Here is a 20280-nt window from a genome sequence, read left to right on the forward strand (position 1 = left end):
ACCGCTCAGGCGGTGGGGGAGTCGGTGACGTCGGCCACCGTCGCGTCGAGCGCGGCGATCACGTCGGCGGCCTCCACGGTCACGGCGACGCCGTGCGCGCCGGCACCGAGCGAGATCGTGCCCTGCACGGTCTCGTCCGCGATCACGGGCCAGGCGTGGCTCGCGCCGAACGGGGTGATGGTGCCGCGCTCGTAGCCGGTGGCCGCGAAGGCGTCCTCGGCCGGAGGCATCGAGAGCCGTGAGACGCCCAGCAGGCCGCGCAGCTTGGGCCAGCTGATCTGCCGGTCGCCGGGCACCAGGACGAACAGGTACTCGTCGCCGGAGCGGCGCACCACGAGCGTCTTGACGATGCGGTCGGGGTCGACCCCGCGTGCCGCGGCGGCCTCGGCGAGTGAGCCCACCTGCCCGTGTCGGGTGACGGTGTGGGCGACGCCCGCGGCGTCCAGGGCGGCGATCGCGCGTTCCTCGCTCATGTGCCGAGCCTAGGTCCGTTCAGAGCACCTGACGGAGGTTGGCCTTCGCGAGATCGACGATCTCGTCGCCGCGGCCGGACATCACCGTGCGCAGGGCGTAGAGCGAGAAGCCCTTCAGCTGCGAGGCCTTGACCGACGGCGGGATCGTGACCTCCTGGCGCTCGGTGATCACGTTGACCAGCGCGGGACCGTCGTGCGCGAAGGCCTCCTCGAGTGCGGGAGCGAGGTCCTCCGACCTCTCGACGCGGGCGCCGTGCATGCCGATGGCCCGGGCGACCTCGGCGAAGTCGGGGTTGCGCAGTCCGGTGCCCCAGTTGACGAAGCCGGCGGCCTTCATCTCCAGCTCCACGAAGTTGAGCGAGCTGTTCTCGAAGACGACGACCTTCACCGGCAGCTCCTCCTGCACGAGCGTGATGAGCTCGCCGAGCATCATCGTCAGGCCACCGTCGCCGGACAGCGCGACGACCTGGCGGCCCGGGTGCGCCGCCTGCACGCCGATCGCCTGCGAGACGGCGTTGGCCATCGAGCCGTGGCTGAACGAGCCGATCAGCCGGCGCCGGCCGTTCATGTGCAGGTAGCGCGCGGCCCACATGACGGGGGAGCCCACGTCGGGCAGGAAGACGGCGTCCTCGGCGGCCGCCTCGTCGATCGCGCGGGCGACGAACTGCGGGTGCTGGGCCCGCCCCTTCTTCACGGGCGTGGCGAGGTCGTCGAGCTTCTCGCGGGTCTTGAGGTAGTGCTGGCGCGAGTCCTCGAGGTGGTCGAGCTCGGACGTGCGGTTCAGCAGGGGCAGCAGCGCCTGCACCGTGTCGCGCACCGTGCCGACCAGGCCGAGGTCCACCGGGGTCCGCCGGCCGATCTGCTCGCCGCGCACGTCGACCTGGACGATCTTCGCCTTCGGCGGGAAGAAGTCGGGGTAGGGGAAGTCGGTGCCGAGCATGAGCAGGACGTCGCACGCCTCGATCGCGCGGTAGCCCGACGCGAAGCCGAGCAGGCCGGTCATCCCGACGTCGTACGGGTTCTCCCACTCGACGTGCTCCTTGCCGCGCAGCGCGTGCACGACCGGCGCGGCCAGGTGGTCGGCGATCGTGACGAGCTCGTCGTGGGCGCCCTCGCATCCCGCCCCGGCGAGGATCGTGACCTTCCCCTGGAGCAGGTGCGCCGCGCGCTGCAGCTCGGCGTCGGACGGGATGACGCGCGACTCGGACGGACGCAGCACGGTGATCGCGTCGTCCTGCGCCTCCATCAGCGCGATGTCGCCGGGGACCACCAGCACGGCCACGCCCTGCTTCTCGATCGCCGTCTGCATGGCGATGCGCATCATCCGCGGCATCTGCGAGGGGCTCGAGACGTGCTCGACGTAGACGCTGCACTCGCGGAACAGCTCCTGCGGGTGGGTCTCCTGGAAGTACGTGGTGCCGATCTCGGAGGTCGGGATGTGCGCCGCGATGGCCAGCACCGGCACGCGCGAGCGGTTGGCGTCGTAGAGGCCGTTGATGAGGTGGAGGTTGCCGGGCCCGCAGCTGCCCGCGCACACGGCGAGCCGTCCGGTGGAGGCCGCCTCGCCGGCCGCGGCGAACGCGGCGGCCTCCTCGTGGCGGACCTGGACCCACTCCACGCCCGACGTCCGCAGCGCGTCGGTGAAGCCGTTGAGGGAGTCGCCGGGAATGCCGTAGACGCGCTGGACGCCGTTGGCCTCGAGGGTGTCGACGATGTTCTTCGCGATGGTGGCCATGTCTCGACGCTAGGGCCGCGGCTCGGACCTCACACCTCGAGGGCGGCAGGGTTGGGCGACGGGAGCTATCCTGCTTGGCAAGGAAGGGGAGTACTCCTCCACCGCGTGGTCGTCACTACGGCTCAGACCCGGCGCGCGGGGCCCTCGCGGGCTGGAGAAGACCTTCATCGTGCAACGACTCGATGGAGGCTCGTGATGAGTACGTCATACCTGGAATCCCCCGGTACGTCCTGGTTCGCGCTGGACGGCGACCTCGGCGCCGTGGAGGCGATCGCCATCATCGGCGCGGTCGTCTGGGGCGGCGCAGTGGTGTGGATGGCGGTGGCCGACGTTCGTCGGTACCGCAGTCACCACGGGCGCCACCGCGCCCGCACGGGGCTCGACCGAGAGACACACCGATGACCGAGATCAGCGGCGTCACCTGGGCCGTGACGATCGCGGTCATCGTCGGCTTGCTGGCCCTGGACCTCGTCCGCGGGTGGCGCAAGCCGCACCACGTCGGGTTCCGCGAGGCGGCGGCGTGGTCGGCGTTCTACGTCGCCGTCGCGATCGCCTTCGGCGGGTGGTTCACCTGGGCGTACGGCACGACCCTCGGCACCGAGTACTTCGCCGGCTACGTGCTGGAGAAGAGCCTGTCGGTGGACAACCTCTTCGTGTTCGTCGTGATCATGTCCACCTTCGCGGTGCCGGACCGGCACCAGCACAAGGTGCTCACGTTCGGCATCATCCTGGCGCTCGTCATGCGAGCGCTCTTCATCCTCGCCGGGGCGGCCCTGATCTCGCTGTTCTCCTTCATGTTCCTGCTGTTCGGGGTCCTGCTGATCTACACGGCCGTGCAGATGTACCGCCACCACGGCGAGGACCCCGACATCGAGAACCAGGCCGTGGTGAGGCTCGCCCGGCGCATCCTCCCCGTCACCGACGACTTCGTCGACGGCAAGATCGTCACGCGGGTCGACGGGCGGACCATGGTGACCCCGATGCTGATCGTGCTCCTCGCGATCGGCAGCGTCGACCTGCTGTTCGCCCTGGACTCCATCCCGGCCGTCTTCGGGGTGACCCAGGAGCCGTACATCGTCTTCGTCGCCAACGCCTTCGCGCTGCTGGGTCTGCGGGCGCTGTACTTCCTGGTCAGCGGACTGCTGGACCGGCTCGTCTACCTCTCGGCGGGGCTGTCACTGATCCTGACCTTCATCGGCGTGAAGCTCATCCTGCACTGGGCGCACGTGGACGTGTCGGCCTCCGTCCCGGAGATCCCGACGTGGCTGAGCCTGATCGTGATCGCGGTCGTCCTCACCGTCGTGACGGTGGCCAGCCTGGTCAAGACGCGGCGCGACCAGGTGGTCACTCGATGACCGCTGGCGTCACCGGCCCTCCGCCACGGCGCGCGACAGCGCCTGGCGGGTGGCCGTGACGCCGGGGGAGTGGGCCGAGGCGCGGCGCGCCGACGTGAAGATCGTGCGGCGGGGCCGGCCCGCGAGCCGGTGCAGCGTGACCGGCGGCGTGCGGTTCAGCCACAGCAGGTCGGGCAGCAGTGCCACGGCGTGGCCCGACTCGATGAGGCTGATCTGGGCCTGGAGGTCGGCGGTCTCGTAGCGGACGTCGGGCTCGAATCCGGCGACCCGGCACGCCTGCTCGGCGAAGTGGCGCGAGGCGACCCCGGACGGCTCCATGACCCACGGCGCCCGCGCGGCCTCGGCGATCGAGGTGATGTCGCCGAAACGGCTGCCCGCGGGCGGCACGGCGAGCCGGACCTCGTCGGTGGTGAGGTCGACGGCGTCCAGCTCGGGGTGCCACGGCGTGTTGTGCCCGGGGTACTTCTCGGCGATCACGAGGTCGAACTCGCGCGCCCAGGTCTCGTACAGGGCGGATTCGGGCTCGCGCTGCGTCATCGTCACGCGCAGCCGCGGGTGATCGGTCTCGAGGATCGACAGCGTCGCCGGCATCAGCGCGAGCGCGACGGACTGGAACACGGCCAGCCGGAACGTGCCCGTCGCCTCGTCGAGCGAGGCCGCGAGGTCGGACTCGGCCCGCTCCAGCCGCTCCAGCACGGCCGACGTGTGCTCGACCAGGATCTCGGCCTGCGGCGTGAGCTGGACGCGGCGCCCGACCTTCCTCAGCAGCTCGACGCCGACCTCCTGCTCGAGCAGCGAGAGCTGCTGCGAGACCGACGACGGACTCTGGTGCAGGGCGGCCGCGACACTGGCCAGCGTGCCCCGGATCTGCAGCTCGCGCAGGAGGCGGAGGCGGCGTACGTCGAGCATGTTCATCCTTCACTGAATCTGACCGATATCCGTCACAAAAGATCGCTTTACCTTAACGGCCGGGCGACTCAGACTGGCGGCATGACCCCCGATCTCGCTCCCCCTCCGACCGACGCGCTGGCCGAGGAGTCGGTGGCGCTCGTGCGCCACTGGCTCGCCGAGGCGGCGAAGGTGCCCGCCGACAAGGCGGGCGCGCAGCTCGCCGGTCTGCTGAAGGACCCGAAGGGCCTGGACTTCACCGTGGGCTTCATCGACGGCGTGATCCGTCCGGAGGACCCGAGGATCGCGGCGCGGAACTTCGCCGTGCTGGCGTCCGACGTGCCGGCCTTCCTGCCGTGGCACCTGCGCAACGCCGTGCGCCTCGGGGCGTTCGCCGGCCGCTTCGTGCCGCGCCTGGTGATCCCGATCGTGCAGCGGGCGCTGCGCTCGCTCGTGGGTCACCTCATCGTCGACGCCACCGACGCGAGGCTCGGTCGCAGCATCGCCACGATCCGCGGCGAGGGCGTGCGCCTCAACATCAACCTGCTCGGCGAGGCCGTGCTCGGGGAGCGCGAGGCCGCCCGCCGCCTGAAGGGCACGCACGACCTGCTCGCGCGTCCCGACGTCGACTACGTGTCGATCAAGGTGTCGTCCACCGTGCCGCCGCACTCGCCGTGGGCGTTCGACGAGGCCGTCGACCACGTCGCCGAGAACCTCATGCCGCTGTACCGCCAGGCCGCGGCGGCCGCGACGCCGAAGTTCATCAACCTCGACATGGAGGAGTACCACGACCTCGACCTGACGATCGCGGTCTTCACCAAGATCCTCGACACCCCCGGCCTGGAGGACCTCGAGGCCGGCATCGTGCTGCAGGCCTACCTGCCCGACTCGATGCGCGCGATGATCCAGCTGCAGGAGTGGTCGGCGGCCCGCCGGGCCCGTTGTGGCGCGGGCATCAAGGTGCGCGTCGTGAAGGGCGCCAACCTGCCGATGGAGCGCGTCGACGCCTCGCTGCACGGCTGGCCGCTCGCGACGTGGTCGTCGAAGCAGGAGTCGGACACGAACTACAAGCGCGTCCTGGACTGGTCGATGCACCCCGAGCGCATCCGGAACGTGCGCATCGGCGTGGCCGGCCACAACCTGTTCGACCTCGCCCACGCGTGGCTGCTCGCCGGTCAGCGCGGCGTCCGCGACGGCGTCGAGATCGAGATGCTGCTGGGCATGGCGCAGAGCCAGGCCGAGGTCGTGCGCCGTGAGGTCGGCGGACTGCTGCTGTACACGCCGGTCGTGCACCCGAAGGACTTCGACGTCGCGATCGCGTACCTGATCCGCCGCCTCGAGGAGGGTGCGAGCCACGACAACTTCATGTCGGCCGTGTTCGAGCTGAACGACAGCACCGAGCTGTTCGAGCGAGAGAAGCAGCGCTTCCTCGCCTCGCTGGCCGCCCTCGACGACTCGGTGCCCGCGCCGAACCGCCAGCAGAACCGCCTCTCCTCGGTGGAGGAGACCCCGATCGGTGCGCCGTTCGAGAACACCCCCGACACCGACCCGTCGCTGCCGGCGAACCGCTCGTGGGGCCGCCAGATCCTCGCGAAGGTCGCCGACTCCGCCCTCGGGAAGGACCTCGTCGCCGAGCACACCGTGACCGACGCCGACGCCCTCGAGGCGATCGTCGCCGGCGCCGTCGTCGAGGGCCACGCGTGGGGTCGCCGTCCGGCCACCGAGCGCGCCGAGATCCTCGAGCGCGCCGCGCTTCGGCTGGAGCAGCGTCGCGCCGACCTGCTGGAGGTCATGGCCTCCGAGGCGGGCAAGACGCTCGACCAGGGCGACCCGGAGGTGTCCGAGGCGGTCGACTTCGCGCGCTACTACGCGCACCTCGCGCGCCGGCTGGACTCGGTGGACGGCGCCACGTTCGTGCCGTCGCGACTGACCGTGGTGACCCCGCCGTGGAACTTCCCGGTCGCGATCCCGGCGGGCTCCACGCTCGCCGCACTGGCCGCCGGCTCCGCGGTCGTCATCAAGCCGGCGCCGCAGGCCGCGCGCTGCGGCTCGGTGATGGTCGAGGCCCTGTGGGAGGCCGGGGTGCCGCGTGAGGTCCTGCACCTCGTGCACGTGGAGGAGTCCGACCTCGGCCAGCGTCTCGTGGCCGACCCGCGCGTCGACCGCCTGATCCTGACGGGCGCCTACGAGACGGCCGAGCTGTTCCGCAGCTTCCGTCCCGACCTGCCGCTGCTGGCCGAGACGAGCGGCAAGAACGCCATCGTCGTGACGCCGTCGGCCGACTTCGACCTGGCCGCCAAGGACATCGCCGCGTCGGGCTTCGGCCACGCGGGCCAGAAGTGCTCGGCTTCCTCGTTGGTCATCCTGGTCGGCTCGGTCGCCACGTCGAAGCGCTTCCGCGAGCAGCTCGTCGACGCCGTGACGTCCCTGACGGTCGGCTGGCCCTCGGACCCGCAGACCCAGATGGGTCCGCTGATCGAGCCCGCGAGCGGCAAGCTGCTGCGCGGCCTGACCCATCTCGACGCGGGGGAGCGGTGGCTCGTCGAGCCGAAGAAGCTGGACGAGGCCGGTCAGCTGTGGTCGCCCGGCATCCGCGTCGGCGTGAAGCGCGGCTCGACCACGCACCTGACCGAGTACTTCGGGCCGGTGATGGGCATCATGACCGCCGAGACGCTGGAGGAGGCGCTGGAGATCCAGAACCAGGTCGACTACGGCCTGACCGCCGGCCTGCACGCCCTCGACCCGGCCGAGATCGCGGTCTGGCTGGACGGCGTCCAGGCGGGCAACCTCTACGTGAACCGCGGCACCACCGGCGCGATCGTGCGGCGTCAGCCGTTCGGCGGCTGGAAGAAGTCGGCCATCGGCGCCGGCACGAAGGCGGGCGGCCCGCACTACCTGTTCGGACTCGGCGACTGGGAGCGGTCCCGCTCGACCGTCAAGGCGAGCCTCGACGCACGCGCCGAGCGGCTGCTGCAGGCGGCCCGCGAGGCGCACCTGCCGGCGGACGACCTCGCGTTCCTGGAGCGTGGCTTCAGCAGCGACGCGGTGGCGTGGCGTGAGGAGTTCGGCGTCGCCCGCGACGTCTCGAACCTGTTCGCCGAGCGCAACATCCTGCGCTACGTGCCGACGCGGGTGCACGTCCGCCTGGCCGCCGACGCCCAGCTGGCCGACGGCCTCCGCGTGATCGGCGCCGGCCTCACCTCCGGCGCTCCGCTGCAGGTCTCGTCGGCGTTCGAGGTGCCCGACGCGGTCCGCACCGCGCTGCGCGCCTTCGGCGTCTCGGTGTTGGTCGAGGACGACGCGGCGTGGACCGCGATGGCCTCGCACCTCACCGACGGCCGGGTCCGCCTCGTCGGCGGCAGCCGCACGACGGTGGCGCAGCAGACCGGCGGCAAGCCCGACCTCGCGATCTGGGCGGCGCGCCCCACCGAAGCGGGCCACGTGGAGCTGCTCCCGTTCGTCCACGAGCAGGCCGTCAGCATCACCGCCCACCGGTTCGGCACGCCGAACCACCTGACCGACGACCTCATCTGAGGACGGCGAGGAGGGGAGGGACCCCGATTTGGGGTCCCTCCACCCCCTCCGGTAGAGTTGTCTGAGCAACGCGGGGTGGAGCAGTTCGGTAGCTCGCTGGGCTCATAACCCAGAGGTCGCAGGTTCAAATCCTGCCCCCGCTACCAATTGGGCCCGGAAATCCAACGGATTTCCGGGCCCGAAAGTTATAGAGATTTGATCAACTGCACGTTTACTGCACGCTTTGCGTGTCAGAGGCGAAAGATCGCCTCCCTCGTCGCAATCGACTCCCCGCCGCTGCTCGGCAGTTCTCGCCACGTCCTGTGCTCCGCACCTATCCGGCATGGAGACCAACACGAGAATCGACGGACTCGATCCGATGGTGGGGATCGAGGAGCTGGCGGCTTACCTGGGGTTGCCGGTCAAGACGCTCTACAAGTGGCGTCAGGACGGGACGGGGCCGGACTCGGTCCGGATCGGCCGGCATGTCCGCTACTTCGTGAGCGACGTCAGCGAATGGCTGCAAGACAAGCGGGAGTGCTCAGCACGCCGCGTAGAGGTCGGACACTGACCGCGGGAGATGTGTCATGACCCGCTCGCGTCTGGCCGTCGGGACGTTCGGCGAAATAAACTTCCAACGGACCGACAGCGGCCGTGTCCAGGCGCGCGTCCGGTACCGCGACCAAGACGGTCAGGTCCGGTTCGTCTCGGCCGTCGGTGCCACGAGGAACGACGCCGCTCGCCGACTCAAGGACGCCATCGCCGCGCGACCTGAGCACGGCGTGTACGAGGAGATCGGTCCAGACAGCCCGTTCGGACGGCTCGTGGAGGTGTGGCTCGACGACCTCGACCTCGAGGGCCGTCTCGCTCCCAACACACGTGCGCTCTACGAACGGAACATGCGCAAGCTCGTCATGCCGGCGTTCGAGAACTTCACTCTGAGGGAGATCACTACCGGTCGGGTCGATCGATTCCTGAAGACCTTGGCGTCGACCAGGAGCCACAGCATGGCGAAGCAAGCCAAGACCGTGCTGAGCCTCGCGTTCGGCCTGGCCGTTCGCTATGACGCACTTCAGCGCAACCCAGTGCGCGAGGTGTCTCGACTCCGTAAGCCACCAGCCCGGGTGGCCGCACTCAGCCTGGCCGAAGTGGAAGCCGTCCGGCGAGCCGTACGGGCATGGCGGCGCGAAGGAGGGCTTTCCGGACCCAAGCCTGACGGTCAACTGGAGCAGATCATCGAAGTCATGCTGGGAACCTCCGCGCGGATCGGCGAGGTCCTCGCGCTGCGACGTTGCGATGTCGACGTGACGAGCGCACCACCGACCGTCCGGATCTGCGGCACCATCGTCTCCCCACCCGGGCAGCCGACGCATCGCCAACCCGACCCCAAGACCTCGAAGTCGGTCCGTACCGTCTCTGTGCCGAGCTTCACGGCGGAGGCACTCCGCGAGCGACTGGTAGCCACGCCATCCGAGGATCCCGAACACTTGGTCTTCTTCACTCGAAACGGCACGCCGCTCACGACCAACAACGTGCGGCGTCGGCTGCGCCAGGTTCTGGACGAGGCCGGCTTGCCCAATGTCACGCCTCACGCGTTCCGGAGGACGGTCGCGACTGCGCTGCACCGTGCCGCGGGGTCCGAGTTGGCAGCGGAGATGCTGGGACACTCCTCGACGAAGATCACCGAGGAGCACTACATCGAACCGGACGAGATGGTGGACCCGGTGACCGCGGAGATCCTCGAAGCCCTCGCGCCCCATCGCAGCCAATTGGACGGGGAGAGCAACGGTCCGATCCGACCCTGATCGGGTTTCTCTGGCGCCGGGAATCTACGGGACTTGCTACGAGACCCAGGCCCGACGCGACCTCGCCATCACCGCCTCGGGAACCGCCCCACCTGACACGCATCGGGTGGGGCGGTCTGGTGCTCGGCAGTCCCCAAACTGCCGAACTGTGCAGCCTCTTCCCCGAGGCCGCGACCGCCGATTTTACTACATCCTAGGAACGATGTCGCCGGACTGGACGGATGAGTGAGGCCCGGGACGAGTGGGAGGGCCGCCCCGGGCCTCGCGCGACAGCGCCTGGGGGAGGGGTTGTCGCGCGCCGGTGTCTACACAGCAATTAGGATGATTCACGCGCAGTAGTATTTCTCGCGAGTAACCATCTCAACGTGTGAGCAAGGGTCTATCCCAGCCCTGTGCTATCGGGGACTCGGCCTCGGGTACGTGCTGTTCGAATCAGACGCTGTCCCGCCCATCCAAGAGGCAGTGGGACGCAAGTTTGTCTCGCGGCGCTCGTGTCACCGCACGTTTCGGCCAGGAGCCCGTCGGCCGAAATCTCGAGTATGGGCTCGCTCGGCGCACAGGTTTGCCATCATCTGATGTCGACGACAGTTCATCGAGGCGGACGGATCGCGCATGAGAGTAGAAGAGGCGAATCGAATCTGGGCCTCCATTGAGCGTCGCGCCGAAAAGGCAGAAGGTGCAGGCGCTCTTGCGAACCTTGTTGAACTCGATGATGTGAACCCAATCTTCGATCCAGCCTCGATGGTTGTATTCGGCCGACGCGGTGCGGGCAAGACCCACACGCTTCTTCATCTGCGACGGAAGGTCGAGGACCTGGAGGACGTTGGAGTTTACGTTGACATGCGGAAAATTTCCTCCAACGCAGGGATCTACGACGACGACGAAATCGCGTTCGGAACTAGAGCCACGAATATGCTCGTCGACGTCATCGGCGAAGTGCACGAGGAGCTCTATCGATTGGCGGTGCTGGGTGAGAGCGAACTCCTGAGTGCAAATCTCCATCGATTTGGACCTGCCCTCGATAAGCTCGCCGAAGCCGTGACCAAAGTGCGGGTTGTGGGCGAGACAACTCTCCAGATCGAAACGCGATCGAGAACGCGAGATGAGTCTTCGAGCGGTGCCGAAATTGAGGCCGGGAAAACGCTGGGTGCAAGGGCTCACAGTTCGAGGAAGTCGGGACGAGATGCCGAGTTTGGAACAACCGAGACACGATCGGGAAGACCAAAAATCTACGTCCACCTCGGCGAACTCGATGCCGCTCTGTCAGCGATCGTCCAAGCACTGGATGGACACAAGCTGTGGCTATTGATCGACGAGTGGTCCGCCGGTGTGCCTTACGAGCTTCAGCCAGTCCTCGCTGACATGCTGCGTCGTACGTTCGTTTCGACTCCCGGAATCATAGTGAAGATTGCGGCAATCGAGCACCGTGCAAAGTTCATAACGTCAGCAGACAATGTCGAATACGTCGGTCTCGAACTCGGCTCGGATACGGCTGAGACCCTCAGCCTCGACTCACGGCTCGTCATAGGTACGAACCCGCGCCCCGCGCAGACGTTCATCCGTCACCTACTCGCGGAACACTTCCGATCCGCCGCCGGTCAATTAGCGGTAGAGGACGTGGCCGACCCAGTAGCTCTCTCGTTCCACGCAAACGCCTTCCCGCTCCTCGTCCTAGCCTCAGAGGGGAACCCGAGGGACGCCATCAATCTTGTTTCGAAAGCAGCGCGGAAGGCTCGCGCTGAAAAGGTGTCTGCCGATGACGTGCTGAGTACCGCGGAAGACTACTTCTGGAACACGAAGTACAAGAACGTAGAGGGCGACCGACCGCTTGAGCGCATGTTCGAGGAGTTCGTGAACACCTCACTGGAGCGCGGGCTCAGAACCATCCTCTTTGAGCGCTCCGACAAGCGTCGCCCTCTAGTTGACAAGCTGAATGACCGAAGGCTGATCCATCTTCTTCGGTCTGGGCTCCGTGCGCGCAATGGGGGCTCGCTTTACGACCTATACGCCGTCGACTTCGGGTCATATGCGGAGCGGATTCGTTTGGGTCAGATGCGTTGGGAAAACGACGGATTCGCAAACCCCATGCGTTTCCATCTCGGAGACGACACGGAGAGTTGGCGCCAAGCGGTGATTCGTCGCCGATCGAGCTGACATCACCGGTCAGCGCGGGTCAGAGCGCGCGAACCGTGCCGTCTGGCGCAGCCCGGGCGACTTCGAGAGCTGCGTCGAGTTGTCGTCGGGTGTGCTCATGCCCGTCGTCCGTGCCACTGTTGCCTCGGATCGCACGCAACTCGCTCCGCGCAAACGCAACTAGACCCGCAGGCGTGCTGGACCGGATGGGCTCGTACGTAACCGCTTGGCCTTTAATCGGTCCGCCCTTGCTAAGGTCGATTTCCGGGAGGGGAACACGCTCGAAGAAGAGCCGCTCCTGTGCGCCGAGTTCAATGATTCGGCCGATTCTGTCGTCCAGTCGCGTGAAAAGTCTCGCCAAGTCTTCGCTCGCTGGGGTCGAGTCGAGACGATCCTCGCGGGTCAGCGCGTTGGTGTACTCGGCTGCGATATGTGCCCGCGACACCGCTTCCGCGCCGCGGCCTGTCTGGCCGTAGACGTCGCGGAGTCGTTGTTGCAGCTGGCGGTAGGTTTCCTCCCGTTGCCGGCACGTGTCACGGAGGGGGTCGTTGCCGTCCGAATCGCCAGCAATTGTTCGTGAAACGGTGAGTTGCGACGCGACGATTCGACGCAGGTCCTGCGCGTTGGGGATCGAGTGGAGTGAGACGAACAGGTTGTGATGGGCCTGCAGCACGCCCGCCAGTCCTGGAGAGAGCGGTCCGGTGATCAGATGCGGTTGTGGTCGCCAACCGCGTGAATCGACTGTGGGGTCGACGCCTGCCGCGTCGGTGAGTGTGATGCACCGGTCGGCCGCGTCCGCCAACCTGCCTCGGTTCGTCAGGGGTCGCCAAGCTGGGGTGCTGGCGTAGCGGCGATCGAGGACGACTAGAGCGCGCGTGACGGTGGCGGCGTCTTTCAGTACCGTTCGGACTTGAGATGTGGTGAGCGAGCTGAAGCTGATAGTGGCGCCGAAGTCGTGCTCACCCAAGGTGGCGGCGCGGGCGGCGGTCTGCCATGCGATCAGCATCGGATAGCGCTGCGCGCCACCGAGTTCTTCGATGGAGGGACGTGGTCCTGATTCGCGGACCGCTTCGGTGAGACGTGCCTGGAGTTCGGTCGTGGGGGACCGGTCGCGCCGGTCGGCGAGAGGGATGTGGGGGCGCGGGTCGACGGCGCGTACGGCTTCGAGGGCCCAGACGAGTACTGCGTGGCGGTAGCGGCCAAGTTGGAGTCCGATGAGTCGACGTTCGACGGGCGTGCTTGTGGTCGGCAAAGTAGGGATTCCCGGCCCGCCGATCCGGTGTTGGATGCGGTGTTGGCGCAGCAGGATGGCGAGTTGCTCGCGGATGATGCGGGTGTTCTCCCCGTACATCAGTTGGCGTCCTTCTGGCGTGCGGCGTCGAGCATTGACAGCACGAGTTCGAGTTCGAGCGCGTCGACGCCGAAGTCGGAGAGTTGATCGATCGCGGTCTCGGCGATCGCAAGCAGGACGTCGCTGGGGTCGTCGAGCAGTGGCGTGATCCCGGGCGTGATGTCGTGGTGGGTCCAGTCCAGCTGCAACAGCGCACGTTCGTAGTCGACGGCAGCGTCAGGAGTGGTGGCCCGGTCCGCGAGGGCGGCGATCGCGGACCGGGCCTGTGCCAGGGCGATGGCGTGGGCGAGGAGCATGGGCGTGGACCTTTCGAGGGCTGGTGAGATCACGGTGTGCGCGGCGGACCCGTCATGTGACGTCGTTCGCATCTGGATCTGTGGAGAACTGGGGCCGGCGATGCCGCGTGGTGTCAGATGCCGGCGCGGACGCGTGCCTGCACGCGGCGCCGGGCGTCGACGTCGGCGAGGACGAATTGGACGAAGTCGGCGTCGCGGTCCTCGATCACCGTCTCGAGGGTGGTGACGGTCGCCGGTTCGCCGGGCCACGCGGTCTGGCGGGTGGGGCGGTCGCGGTCGAGTTTGGTGCCGCAGGTCGAGACCCATTCGCGTAGCCGGTACCTCGCGTCGGCGAAGTCACGGTGCCACGCCAACGGCCCGGACGGCGATCCGTCCGGGTCGTAGGAGTTCAGCCAGTGCTGGTGCAGGGCTGACAGCTCCCACACGAGTTCGTCGTGGCGGTGCCAGAACGGTGGGATGACCGTGGGGGGAAGGCCGTAGCTGGTGCGGAGCCAGTTGACCCACGCGTTGAGGTCGAGCCATTCGGCTTCGGCCTCCTCCGCTGTGAGCAGGTTCCAGTTCAACGGCCTCAGCAGACCGGGAGGGAAGGCCGCCATTGGTTCGAACGGCGGCTCGTCGAACTCGTCGTCGGTGAACAGGGGCTCCTGCCTTGCGGTGCTCATGATCGCCGGGCTCAGAGGCCCACGGCCGTGGACGTGTCGGTCACGGCCATCTGGTCGGCCGGCGGATCGGGTTGGTGGGTGGGGGAGCGGTCGACGCTGTAGCGGGTGCGGGCGCAGTCGTGGCCAATGCGACGCGCGACGAACTGCTCGACGGTGCGCTTATCGCTGTCTCGGTCGTACTGGTGGACGTAGCCGGAGGCGACGAACTGGTCGCCGACGCGAAAGCGCGAGTAGGCGCGCTCGGCCGTCTTGTTGAACATCACCAGGTCCGCGAACGCGGGCTCGAGCCTGGTGAACGTCCCGTCAGTCTCCTTGCGGAACTGCTCAATGCCGACGCGGGCATAGAACCGCGCGGCGCCAGCGCCGGTGAAGCTCAACTCGGGAGCCGTGGCGATGAACCCGTGCAGGCTCACCTGGGTGGGAATGGTCATGGCGTCCTCCTGGTCGTTGCGAGTCGTCCTCACTTCACAGGTGCGCATCTCGACCCAATCCCGAAGGCGAACAGGTGTTCGATTGCGACGTATCCTGACGCTCATGGGGGCGAATCCGGGACGGCGCGACGCATGGCCCCCGTACCGGTCCGTGCGGTTCGTGTTGATCAAGCGTCAGCGATGGCAGACGCCGGCGCGTGGGCTGGTGACGGGTTGGCGCCGCGCTCGTCGCGGCGGCTGGGAGGCCAAGGTGGTCTACGTGGTCGATGACCCGGAGCGGATCCAGACCTCGCTCGCGCTCCACGTCGACTGGATCCATGCTGAGCGCCTGGTTCCGGTGTGGGTCGACCCCAACGTCCCGCCCGTCGGCGCGACGCGTGCCGACGTCGCCAGTCAGGACTACTGACGATTCCCTCAGCGACGCCGCAGCGTCGCTTCGATGCTTGCGCGCTGCTGGGTCAGTTGGTCCGCGTCGTCCCGGTTGGTCCACGGCCGGAGCGCCGTGACCAGTGGGGGCGCGCTGCGCAGGAGCACGAGTGCGGTGCCGAACGGCAGAGTTCGAATGGTCTCCGGTGGCAGGACCGGCACACGCCGGATGGACCGCTGCATGGACCGTGAACCGTAGTCGCCGACCGAGATGGTGTCAGAGTTCTCGTCGCGTTCGCCGATCAGCGAGGACAGGTCGCGCAGGTCAGCTGCCGAGGAGCTACCGCCGAGGATGACCTTGACGATCGAGGCGTCCCAGATCGCGCCGGCGGCGTGGTCGCCCCACTTGTCCCGTGCCTGAGACAGGGACTGCAGGACCGGGATGGTGGTGATGCCGGTGCCTCCGCCTTCGGCCATCAGCACTGGCAGCGAGGGCAGTGGCGACAGGTTGCCGATTTCGTCCAAGGCCAGCAGCAGGGGAGGGTCGAGCCGTGCGCCGGGGGACGCGGCGGCGAGATGACGAGCAGTTTCGACGAGATCCTCGATGAACGCGGCCACGAGCGACCAGGACGCGCCGGCGCCAGCTCCAGTGGCCAGCAGGTACAGGGTTCCGTCGTGGGTGAGGAACTCGGTTGGGTCGAAGTGCTCGCCCGGGCCGGGTGTGACCGCGTTCAGGACGCGGGGATCGGCCAGACACGACAGGGCGAGGGACACGCCCATCCAGATCGAGTCACGGGTGCGCGGGTCCGCGTGGATCATCGATTCGAGCGTGTCGGCCCAGCCGGCTGCGGCGTTCGGGTGGCTGGCGAGGATCGCGACCGCGTCGGAGGCTGACGACGGTGACAGCGTCCAGGTGAACAGTTCTCGCGGGGTGCGGTCGTCGAGTGCGGCCGCGTGTAGCAACGCCTGGAGTGCGGTGCGGGTCTTGCCTTCCCAGAAGCCGCCTGACTCCACGCCGCCGGTCGACAGGCCGGTCGCCGAGGCGAGCCCGGTGGCGCGGATCATCGCGGTCAGCGGGTCCTCGCATCCACGGACCGGGGACCAGCGCAGCCCTGCGGGAAGACCCTCGGCGAGGCGTTGCGGATCGAAGATCGCGACGGGTCCTCGTTCCTGACGTGCCGTGAGGGTCGCCGCGACGTTGTCGGGCCGGGTGGTCGTGGTGATGACCGCGCCTGGAGCATCCAGGATCGCGTTGATCACCACGTGAAGGCCTTTGCCGGACCGGGGTGGGCCAAGGACCAGGATCGAGTCCTCCACTGAAGCCCACACGTCCTGCCCGCGAGAGCGACCGAGTCGGTACCCGACGGCGCCGGCCTCTGGCTTGCTCAGGGAGGGCCGCAGGGTGCCGGCTCGCGCGAGTAGCGCCCGCCGGGAAGCCGCTGCCTTCACCTCGCTACTGGTGGCGACTCCATCGAGCCGCCGCGGATCGTGCCGTGACCGGTGGCGCCACGAGTTGACGCGGGTCCACGTCAGCAGTGCGCAGACGGCCACCATGGCGAGCATCGCGGCGACCACGGACCAGTACGCCCACGGTGAGAGTCGCTCCGAGCCGAGGACGGTTCCGGGGTGGCGCGGATCGGTCAGCACGCCAGCGGCGCCTGCCCATCCCGCCGCCGGGGCCTCGGCGCCGGTGAGCCACGCGGCCACACCGCGCGCCGAGCGGAGTACGGCAGAGATGAGGCCGAGGACCGCGACGGCCACGAGTCCGAGGTTCACCAGCGTGTCGTCGATGCCGCGACCTCGTGGATTCACGCTGCACCTTCGGTGCTGTCCGCCGGGTCGGGCACCACGACGATCTTGTCGCCGTAGGTCGCCACGAGTGACGGGGGAAGGTGCAGTCTCACGGTCCCCGCGTCGTCGGCGACCTCGTGCGCGACGATGATCGCGACGGCCACGGTCTGGTGCGGCGTGAACCCTGCGTAGGTCAGCATGCCAGCGGGTGGCATCGACGCGGGTCGCTCCTCGGCGGCAGCCGACGGATCGGTTGAAGGCGTGATGATGTCGGTGAACACGGTCCCGTCGTGCTCGCGCACGTCGACGCGCACTGCGGATCCGAGGTCGGCGGCGATGCTGGTGACGACGCGCTCGAGGTCGGCTCGCTGGAGGTTCTCGCCTGCGAGGTGTGGCTCGGCGTCGACCTGGACGCTCAGCCCGCCGTGCACATCGACGACGACGTTGATCTGAGGAAGGACCGCCGGCACCTCCACGCCGTGCCGCGCGCCGCGCCGGTAGGGCGGGGCCATGTGAATGCTCATGGTCCGGCCACCTCCATGGGTCGGCGATCAGCGGCTTCTGCGGTGCGAGTCGGTCGAGGCGGCAGGGGTGTCCGCCGGTCGAGGCCGGGCGGTGTCCCGTCTGCGATCTGTGAGGTGGGCAGCGCATCGAGGATGGTGACGGCGGCGGCGCGGACCCGCTCGGCGGTGGACTGGACCACCTCGACCGGGGTCTTGCCTTCGACGCTGGACGCCCAAGAGATCACGTACGGGATCGTGTAGCTCCGCGTGTCCAAGTGGTGTGCTGCGCCGACCATGAGCGCGACCGATTCGGCCTCGACCTCCGCGACCCCGCGATGCAGGACGGCGTCTTCGTTGTCGGGTCCGTGCATCCTCACGTGGCCGAGCTCGTGCGCCAGCGTCTTGACCTGGGCGGCATCGTCCATGTCCATCCGGACCGACACCTCCCGGGTGGTGTAGTCCGTCAGCCCGTTCGCACCGCCGATCGCCGCAGCGGTCGAGACGAGCCGCAGACCGAACCCGCGTGCGGTGATCTGGTCGACCAGACCGTCCCACAGCCCTTCGGGCGCGAGCCCGGTGAGCAGCGTCGCGCGAGGCTGCTCGGGCAGCGGCTCGCCGCTGGTCTGCGACACGTCCCACACGTGCGCCGGCCGCAGTCCGATCATCCGGGACCGGACCGCCTCCCCAAGCCGGGGACGTTCACCGCGACCGAGCCGACGCCACGAGTTGCCGTCGCTCGGCATGGAGGAGGCGAACCGGACGGTCACCGGGGCGAGAATCGTGGACCCGGACTGCCCCTTGTCGACATGTCGGCCCAGCGAGAGCCATTGCTTGAACCCCGCGACGTAGGTCGGGGACGGGGCGGACACCCGCCCCGCGGCATACGCGGCCTGATGCTTCGCGTAGATCAACATCGTGTTGTTGAACGAGCGGGACCGGAACCGGGCCGCGAATTCCAGCGCGCGTCTCCAGTCATCGCTGGCCACCAGCGCACCGACCGCCTCGGTGAGTTGCGCATGCAGCGCCTCGAGCTTCGCTTCACGCGCCGCCGCATCGTTCCTCTGCGTCCTCATCGGTCACCATCGCCCCTACTCAAGTCCTCGCTCCTCAGGTGCTCCGGCGGCTGCGTTTGCATGCGCCCGGCGGTGTCGAACAGCTCGAGCTCGGCCGGATGCAGTTGGTGCTGCACAACGAATGAGCGGTGCTTGATCCGCCATAGTCCTTGCCCGGTCCCGAGGGTCGGCAGCAGCGACTGCTCGGTGCCGGTCAGGCCCAGTGCGGCCGCGGCGGAGCCCAGTTGGTCGGACTCTTGGCGGTAGACGATGCGCGTCTCGGCGTTCGCCAACAAGCTCGAGGCCAGGGCGCGCATCGCTGAGCCTTGGTCGCCCACGTTGTCCAGGTCAGACAGTTTGTGGAAGATCAGCATGTTCGCGATCCCGTAGTGCCGCGCGAGCCGCCAGTGAGCATCCATCCGCCGCAGCAGTGCCGGATGTGCCATCAGCCGCCACGCCTCGTCGTAGATGACCCATCGTTGCCCGCCAGCCGGGTCGAGCAGGGCGGACTCCATCCACGCCGACGCGCACGTCATCAGCACCGAGATCAGGGTCGCGTTCTCCGACACCCGCGACAGGTCGAGCGACACCATCGGCAGAGTCGGATCGAACCGGACCGTTGACGGCCCGTCGAACAGGCCTGCCAGATCCCCGGCGACCAACCGCCGCAGGGCGTGGCCGACCAAGCGACCGTCCTCAGTCAAGCGGCCAGCCGGATCGGATCGAGCGGTCGGGGCCAGCAGTCGGTCGACGACCAGCGGCAGCACCGGCACGTCCGATGATCGGACTGTGTCCTCCAGTGCCACGTCTACGGCGGTGTGCTCCAGCGGAGAGAGGCGGCGTTCGAGCACGGTCTCCGCGAGCGCGCCGAGCAGGTCACGGCGCCGCGACGCGAGTTGGGCCTTCCATTGGGCGTCGTCGACGCCGGCGGGGCGGTGCCCTTCGTCGAGCGGATTCAGTCGGGTCACCATGCCGTGTCCGAGTGCGATCGCTCTGCCGCCCACAGCCTCGGCGACGGCCGTGTGCTCGCCCTTGGGGTCACCGGGCACGTAGACGCGGCGGCCGAAGGGGATGGACCGGGTGTAGAGGCTCTTGGCCAGCGATGACTTTCCGGCGCCGACGATTCCGGCGATCACCACGTTCGGGGCGGTGATCATGCCGCGTGAGTACAGGACCCACGGGTCGTAGACGAAGGAGGTGCCGCTGTAGAGATCCTGGCCGACGAACACGCCCTCGCTGCCCGTACCGCCCTCCGCCAGGAACGGGTACGCGCCGGCCAGGGTCGCTGAGGTGTCCTGGTGACGAGGTAACCGCAGGCGTCCCGGTGTTCGGAGTGTTGCTGGTCCAGGCTCACCGGACCGGGGGAGGAACACGGTTGCGTCCTGTTCGGCCCGCAGGTCCCTTGCGACGGCACGTGCCCGAGCCTTGCTTTCGTCTCTCGCCTCCGAGATGAGACTCTTGGCGGCGGCGCGCCGAGCTTGACGCCTTCTGCGCCGCTCATGGCGAGGCGTGACGAGCACGGCGCTGTGCAGCCGGCGGTCGTCGCGGCGGCTCACAGTCCCAGCCCTTGGCCTGCTGAGCGAGTTCGTGGCGAGAGAGGCGGGGGATCGCATTTCGCGTAGGTGATTTCGGCTTCGGTGCTGTGGGCATGGTTGATCGTCGTTGACACCTGGTGCACAATCTCACCGGCCCGATGCAACTCCCAGGCCACCCGATACCCGCGATGCGGATGTCCTCGACTCGCCGCTACCGCGACCCAATCGGCGGTTACTGAAGGATGCTCGTGGCGGGCCGCGATTTGGTGCAGCGACTGTCTCAGGGACGCAACCGCCGTCGTGAGCGATCCGAGCACCGAGTAGATCTGACGCGGGTCGTCAATCGATCGCGTCGCATGGGCAAGCGCGCGCAGCGCACGCGCGGCTTCGT

The 20280-nt window shown here is 68.3% G+C and carries 18 protein-coding genes and 1 tRNA gene; 8 read left to right on the forward strand and 11 right to left on the reverse strand.

Annotated elements, in window-relative coordinates; all coding sequences use genetic code 11:
* Window positions 1-5: 5 nt before the first annotated feature.
* The gene (locus O3S82_RS04070; RefSeq protein WP_179425874.1) at window positions 6-473 is read right to left on the reverse strand and encodes an aminoacyl-tRNA deacylase; all 468 of its coding nucleotides are present in this window, start codon (window positions 471-473) and stop codon (window positions 6-8) included.
* A 19-nt stretch (window positions 474-492) separates the two neighbouring features.
* Window positions 493-2208, reverse strand: a complete 1716-nt coding sequence (poxB, locus tag O3S82_RS04075) for a ubiquinone-dependent pyruvate dehydrogenase (RefSeq protein WP_269305705.1) — start codon at window positions 2206-2208, stop codon at window positions 493-495.
* A 195-nt stretch (window positions 2209-2403) separates the two neighbouring features.
* Here poxB and O3S82_RS04080 point away from each other — a divergent pair, with 195 nt between their 5' ends.
* Entirely contained in the window at window positions 2404-2610 is a 207-nt protein-coding gene (locus O3S82_RS04080) for a hypothetical protein (protein ID WP_269305707.1), read from the forward strand.
* Complete coding sequence (locus O3S82_RS04085; protein WP_269305709.1) at window positions 2607-3563, forward strand: TerC family protein; 957 nt, start codon at window positions 2607-2609, stop codon at window positions 3561-3563. Before O3S82_RS04080 ends, O3S82_RS04085 begins: the two co-directional genes overlap by 4 nt.
* Before the next feature lie 9 nt (window positions 3564-3572).
* Here O3S82_RS04085 and O3S82_RS04090 read toward each other — a convergent pair whose 3' ends face one another.
* Window positions 3573-4472, reverse strand: a complete 900-nt coding sequence (locus O3S82_RS04090; RefSeq protein WP_269305711.1) for a LysR substrate-binding domain-containing protein — start codon at window positions 4470-4472, stop codon at window positions 3573-3575.
* Between the two features lie 81 nt (window positions 4473-4553).
* On the opposite strand from O3S82_RS04090, the gene O3S82_RS04095 reads away from it, so the two are divergent.
* The 5 genes from O3S82_RS04095 to O3S82_RS04115 all read left to right on the forward strand — a co-directional run bounded on the left by O3S82_RS04095 (window position 4554) and on the right by O3S82_RS04115 (window position 11923).
* Window positions 4554-7985, forward strand: coding sequence for a bifunctional proline dehydrogenase/L-glutamate gamma-semialdehyde dehydrogenase (locus tag O3S82_RS04095; protein WP_269305713.1), 3432 nt, complete (start codon window positions 4554-4556; stop codon window positions 7983-7985).
* Window positions 7986-8054: 69 nt separating this feature from the next.
* Window positions 8055-8131, forward strand: a tRNA-Met gene (locus O3S82_RS04100).
* A gap of 176 nt (window positions 8132-8307) precedes the next feature.
* Complete coding sequence (locus O3S82_RS04105) at window positions 8308-8535, forward strand: helix-turn-helix transcriptional regulator (RefSeq protein ID WP_269305715.1); 228 nt, start codon at window positions 8308-8310, stop codon at window positions 8533-8535.
* Between the two features lie 16 nt (window positions 8536-8551).
* Window positions 8552-9769 (forward strand): tyrosine-type recombinase/integrase, encoded by a 1218-nt coding sequence (locus tag O3S82_RS04110; RefSeq protein WP_269305716.1) that lies wholly within the window; start codon window positions 8552-8554, stop codon window positions 9767-9769.
* A 612-nt stretch (window positions 9770-10381) separates the two neighbouring features.
* Complete coding sequence (locus tag O3S82_RS04115) at window positions 10382-11923, forward strand: hypothetical protein (protein ID WP_269305717.1); 1542 nt, start codon at window positions 10382-10384, stop codon at window positions 11921-11923.
* A gap of 19 nt (window positions 11924-11942) precedes the next feature.
* On the opposite strand, the gene O3S82_RS04120 is transcribed toward O3S82_RS04115, so the two are convergent.
* From O3S82_RS04120 to O3S82_RS04135, 4 genes are all read right to left on the reverse strand, one after another.
* Entirely contained in the window at window positions 11943-13253 is a 1311-nt protein-coding gene (locus O3S82_RS04120; protein ID WP_269305719.1) for a hypothetical protein, read from the reverse strand.
* Window positions 13253-13549, reverse strand: a complete 297-nt coding sequence (locus O3S82_RS04125) for a hypothetical protein (protein WP_269305721.1) — start codon at window positions 13547-13549, stop codon at window positions 13253-13255. The genes O3S82_RS04120 and O3S82_RS04125 overlap by 1 nt, the downstream gene beginning before the upstream one ends.
* 113 nt (window positions 13550-13662) lie before the next feature.
* Window positions 13663-14211, reverse strand: a complete 549-nt coding sequence (locus tag O3S82_RS04130; protein ID WP_442864693.1) for a hypothetical protein — start codon at window positions 14209-14211, stop codon at window positions 13663-13665.
* 11 nt (window positions 14212-14222) lie between these two features.
* Window positions 14223-14642, reverse strand: coding sequence for a single-stranded DNA-binding protein (locus O3S82_RS04135; RefSeq protein WP_269305723.1), 420 nt, complete (start codon window positions 14640-14642; stop codon window positions 14223-14225).
* A gap of 205 nt (window positions 14643-14847) precedes the next feature.
* Between O3S82_RS04135 and O3S82_RS04140 the strand changes: the two genes are divergently transcribed.
* Complete coding sequence (locus tag O3S82_RS04140) at window positions 14848-15048, forward strand: hypothetical protein (protein ID WP_269305725.1); 201 nt, start codon at window positions 14848-14850, stop codon at window positions 15046-15048.
* 8 nt (window positions 15049-15056) lie between these two features.
* On the opposite strand, the gene O3S82_RS04145 is transcribed toward O3S82_RS04140, so the two are convergent.
* From O3S82_RS04145 to O3S82_RS04160, 4 genes are read right to left on the reverse strand one after another with little or no spacing between them, the layout of a single operon-like run.
* Window positions 15057-16820 carry a type IV secretory system conjugative DNA transfer family protein gene (locus O3S82_RS04145; RefSeq protein WP_269305727.1) on the reverse strand — a complete coding sequence of 588 codons (1764 nt, stop codon included), beginning with the start codon at window positions 16818-16820 and terminating at the stop codon, window positions 15057-15059.
* Window positions 16817-17323 (reverse strand): hypothetical protein, encoded by a 507-nt coding sequence (locus O3S82_RS04150; protein ID WP_269305729.1) that lies wholly within the window; start codon window positions 17321-17323, stop codon window positions 16817-16819. The genes O3S82_RS04145 and O3S82_RS04150 overlap by 4 nt, the downstream gene beginning before the upstream one ends.
* On the reverse strand, window positions 17320-18375 hold the full coding sequence (locus tag O3S82_RS04155) for an ArdC family protein (RefSeq protein WP_269305731.1): 1056 nt from the start codon (window positions 18373-18375) through the stop codon (window positions 17320-17322). The genes O3S82_RS04150 and O3S82_RS04155 overlap by 4 nt, the downstream gene beginning before the upstream one ends.
* Complete coding sequence (locus O3S82_RS04160) at window positions 18372-19583, reverse strand: ATP-binding protein (protein WP_331283483.1); 1212 nt, start codon at window positions 19581-19583, stop codon at window positions 18372-18374. The genes O3S82_RS04155 and O3S82_RS04160 overlap by 4 nt, the downstream gene beginning before the upstream one ends.
* Window positions 19584-20280 lie beyond the last annotated feature (697 nt).

Origin of the sequence: Aeromicrobium sp. HA, from assembly GCF_027171405.1 — a bacterium.
Lineage (GTDB): Bacteria > Actinomycetota > Actinomycetes > Propionibacteriales > Nocardioidaceae > Aeromicrobium > Aeromicrobium tamlense.

What these genes read in the sequence shown, in the direction of transcription:
- O3S82_RS04120 (WP_269305719.1), bottom strand. Translation starts at nt 13,253, where the DNA reads ATGTACGGGGAGAACACCCGCATCATCCGCGAGCAACTCGCCATCCTG.
- O3S82_RS04090 (WP_269305711.1), bottom strand. Translation starts at nt 4,472, where the DNA reads ATGCTCGACGTACGCCGCCTCCGCCTCCTGCGCGAGCTGCAGATCCGG.
- O3S82_RS04135 (WP_269305723.1), bottom strand. Translation starts at nt 14,642, where the DNA reads ATGACCATTCCCACCCAGGTGAGCCTGCACGGGTTCATCGCCACGGCT.
- poxB (WP_269305705.1), bottom strand. Translation starts at nt 2,208, where the DNA reads ATGGCCACCATCGCGAAGAACATCGTCGACACCCTCGAGGCCAACGGC.
- O3S82_RS04125 (WP_269305721.1), bottom strand. Translation starts at nt 13,549, where the DNA reads ATGCTCCTCGCCCACGCCATCGCCCTGGCACAGGCCCGGTCCGCGATC.
- O3S82_RS04130 (WP_442864693.1), bottom strand. Translation starts at nt 14,211, where the DNA reads ATGAGCACCGCAAGGCAGGAGCCCCTGTTCACCGACGACGAGTTCGAC.
- O3S82_RS04095 (WP_269305713.1), top strand. Translation starts at nt 4,554, where the DNA reads ATGACCCCCGATCTCGCTCCCCCTCCGACCGACGCGCTGGCCGAGGAG.
- O3S82_RS04080 (WP_269305707.1), top strand. Translation starts at nt 2,404, where the DNA reads ATGAGTACGTCATACCTGGAATCCCCCGGTACGTCCTGGTTCGCGCTG.
- O3S82_RS04085 (WP_269305709.1), top strand. Translation starts at nt 2,607, where the DNA reads ATGACCGAGATCAGCGGCGTCACCTGGGCCGTGACGATCGCGGTCATC.
- O3S82_RS04110 (WP_269305716.1), top strand. Translation starts at nt 8,552, where the DNA reads ATGACCCGCTCGCGTCTGGCCGTCGGGACGTTCGGCGAAATAAACTTC.
- O3S82_RS04155 (WP_269305731.1), bottom strand. Translation starts at nt 18,375, where the DNA reads ATGAGGACGCAGAGGAACGATGCGGCGGCGCGTGAAGCGAAGCTCGAG.
- O3S82_RS04150 (WP_269305729.1), bottom strand. Translation starts at nt 17,323, where the DNA reads ATGAGCATTCACATGGCCCCGCCCTACCGGCGCGGCGCGCGGCACGGC.
- O3S82_RS04070 (WP_179425874.1), bottom strand. Translation starts at nt 473, where the DNA reads ATGAGCGAGGAACGCGCGATCGCCGCCCTGGACGCCGCGGGCGTCGCC.
- O3S82_RS04115 (WP_269305717.1), top strand. Translation starts at nt 10,382, where the DNA reads ATGAGAGTAGAAGAGGCGAATCGAATCTGGGCCTCCATTGAGCGTCGC.
- O3S82_RS04105 (WP_269305715.1), top strand. Translation starts at nt 8,308, where the DNA reads ATGGAGACCAACACGAGAATCGACGGACTCGATCCGATGGTGGGGATC.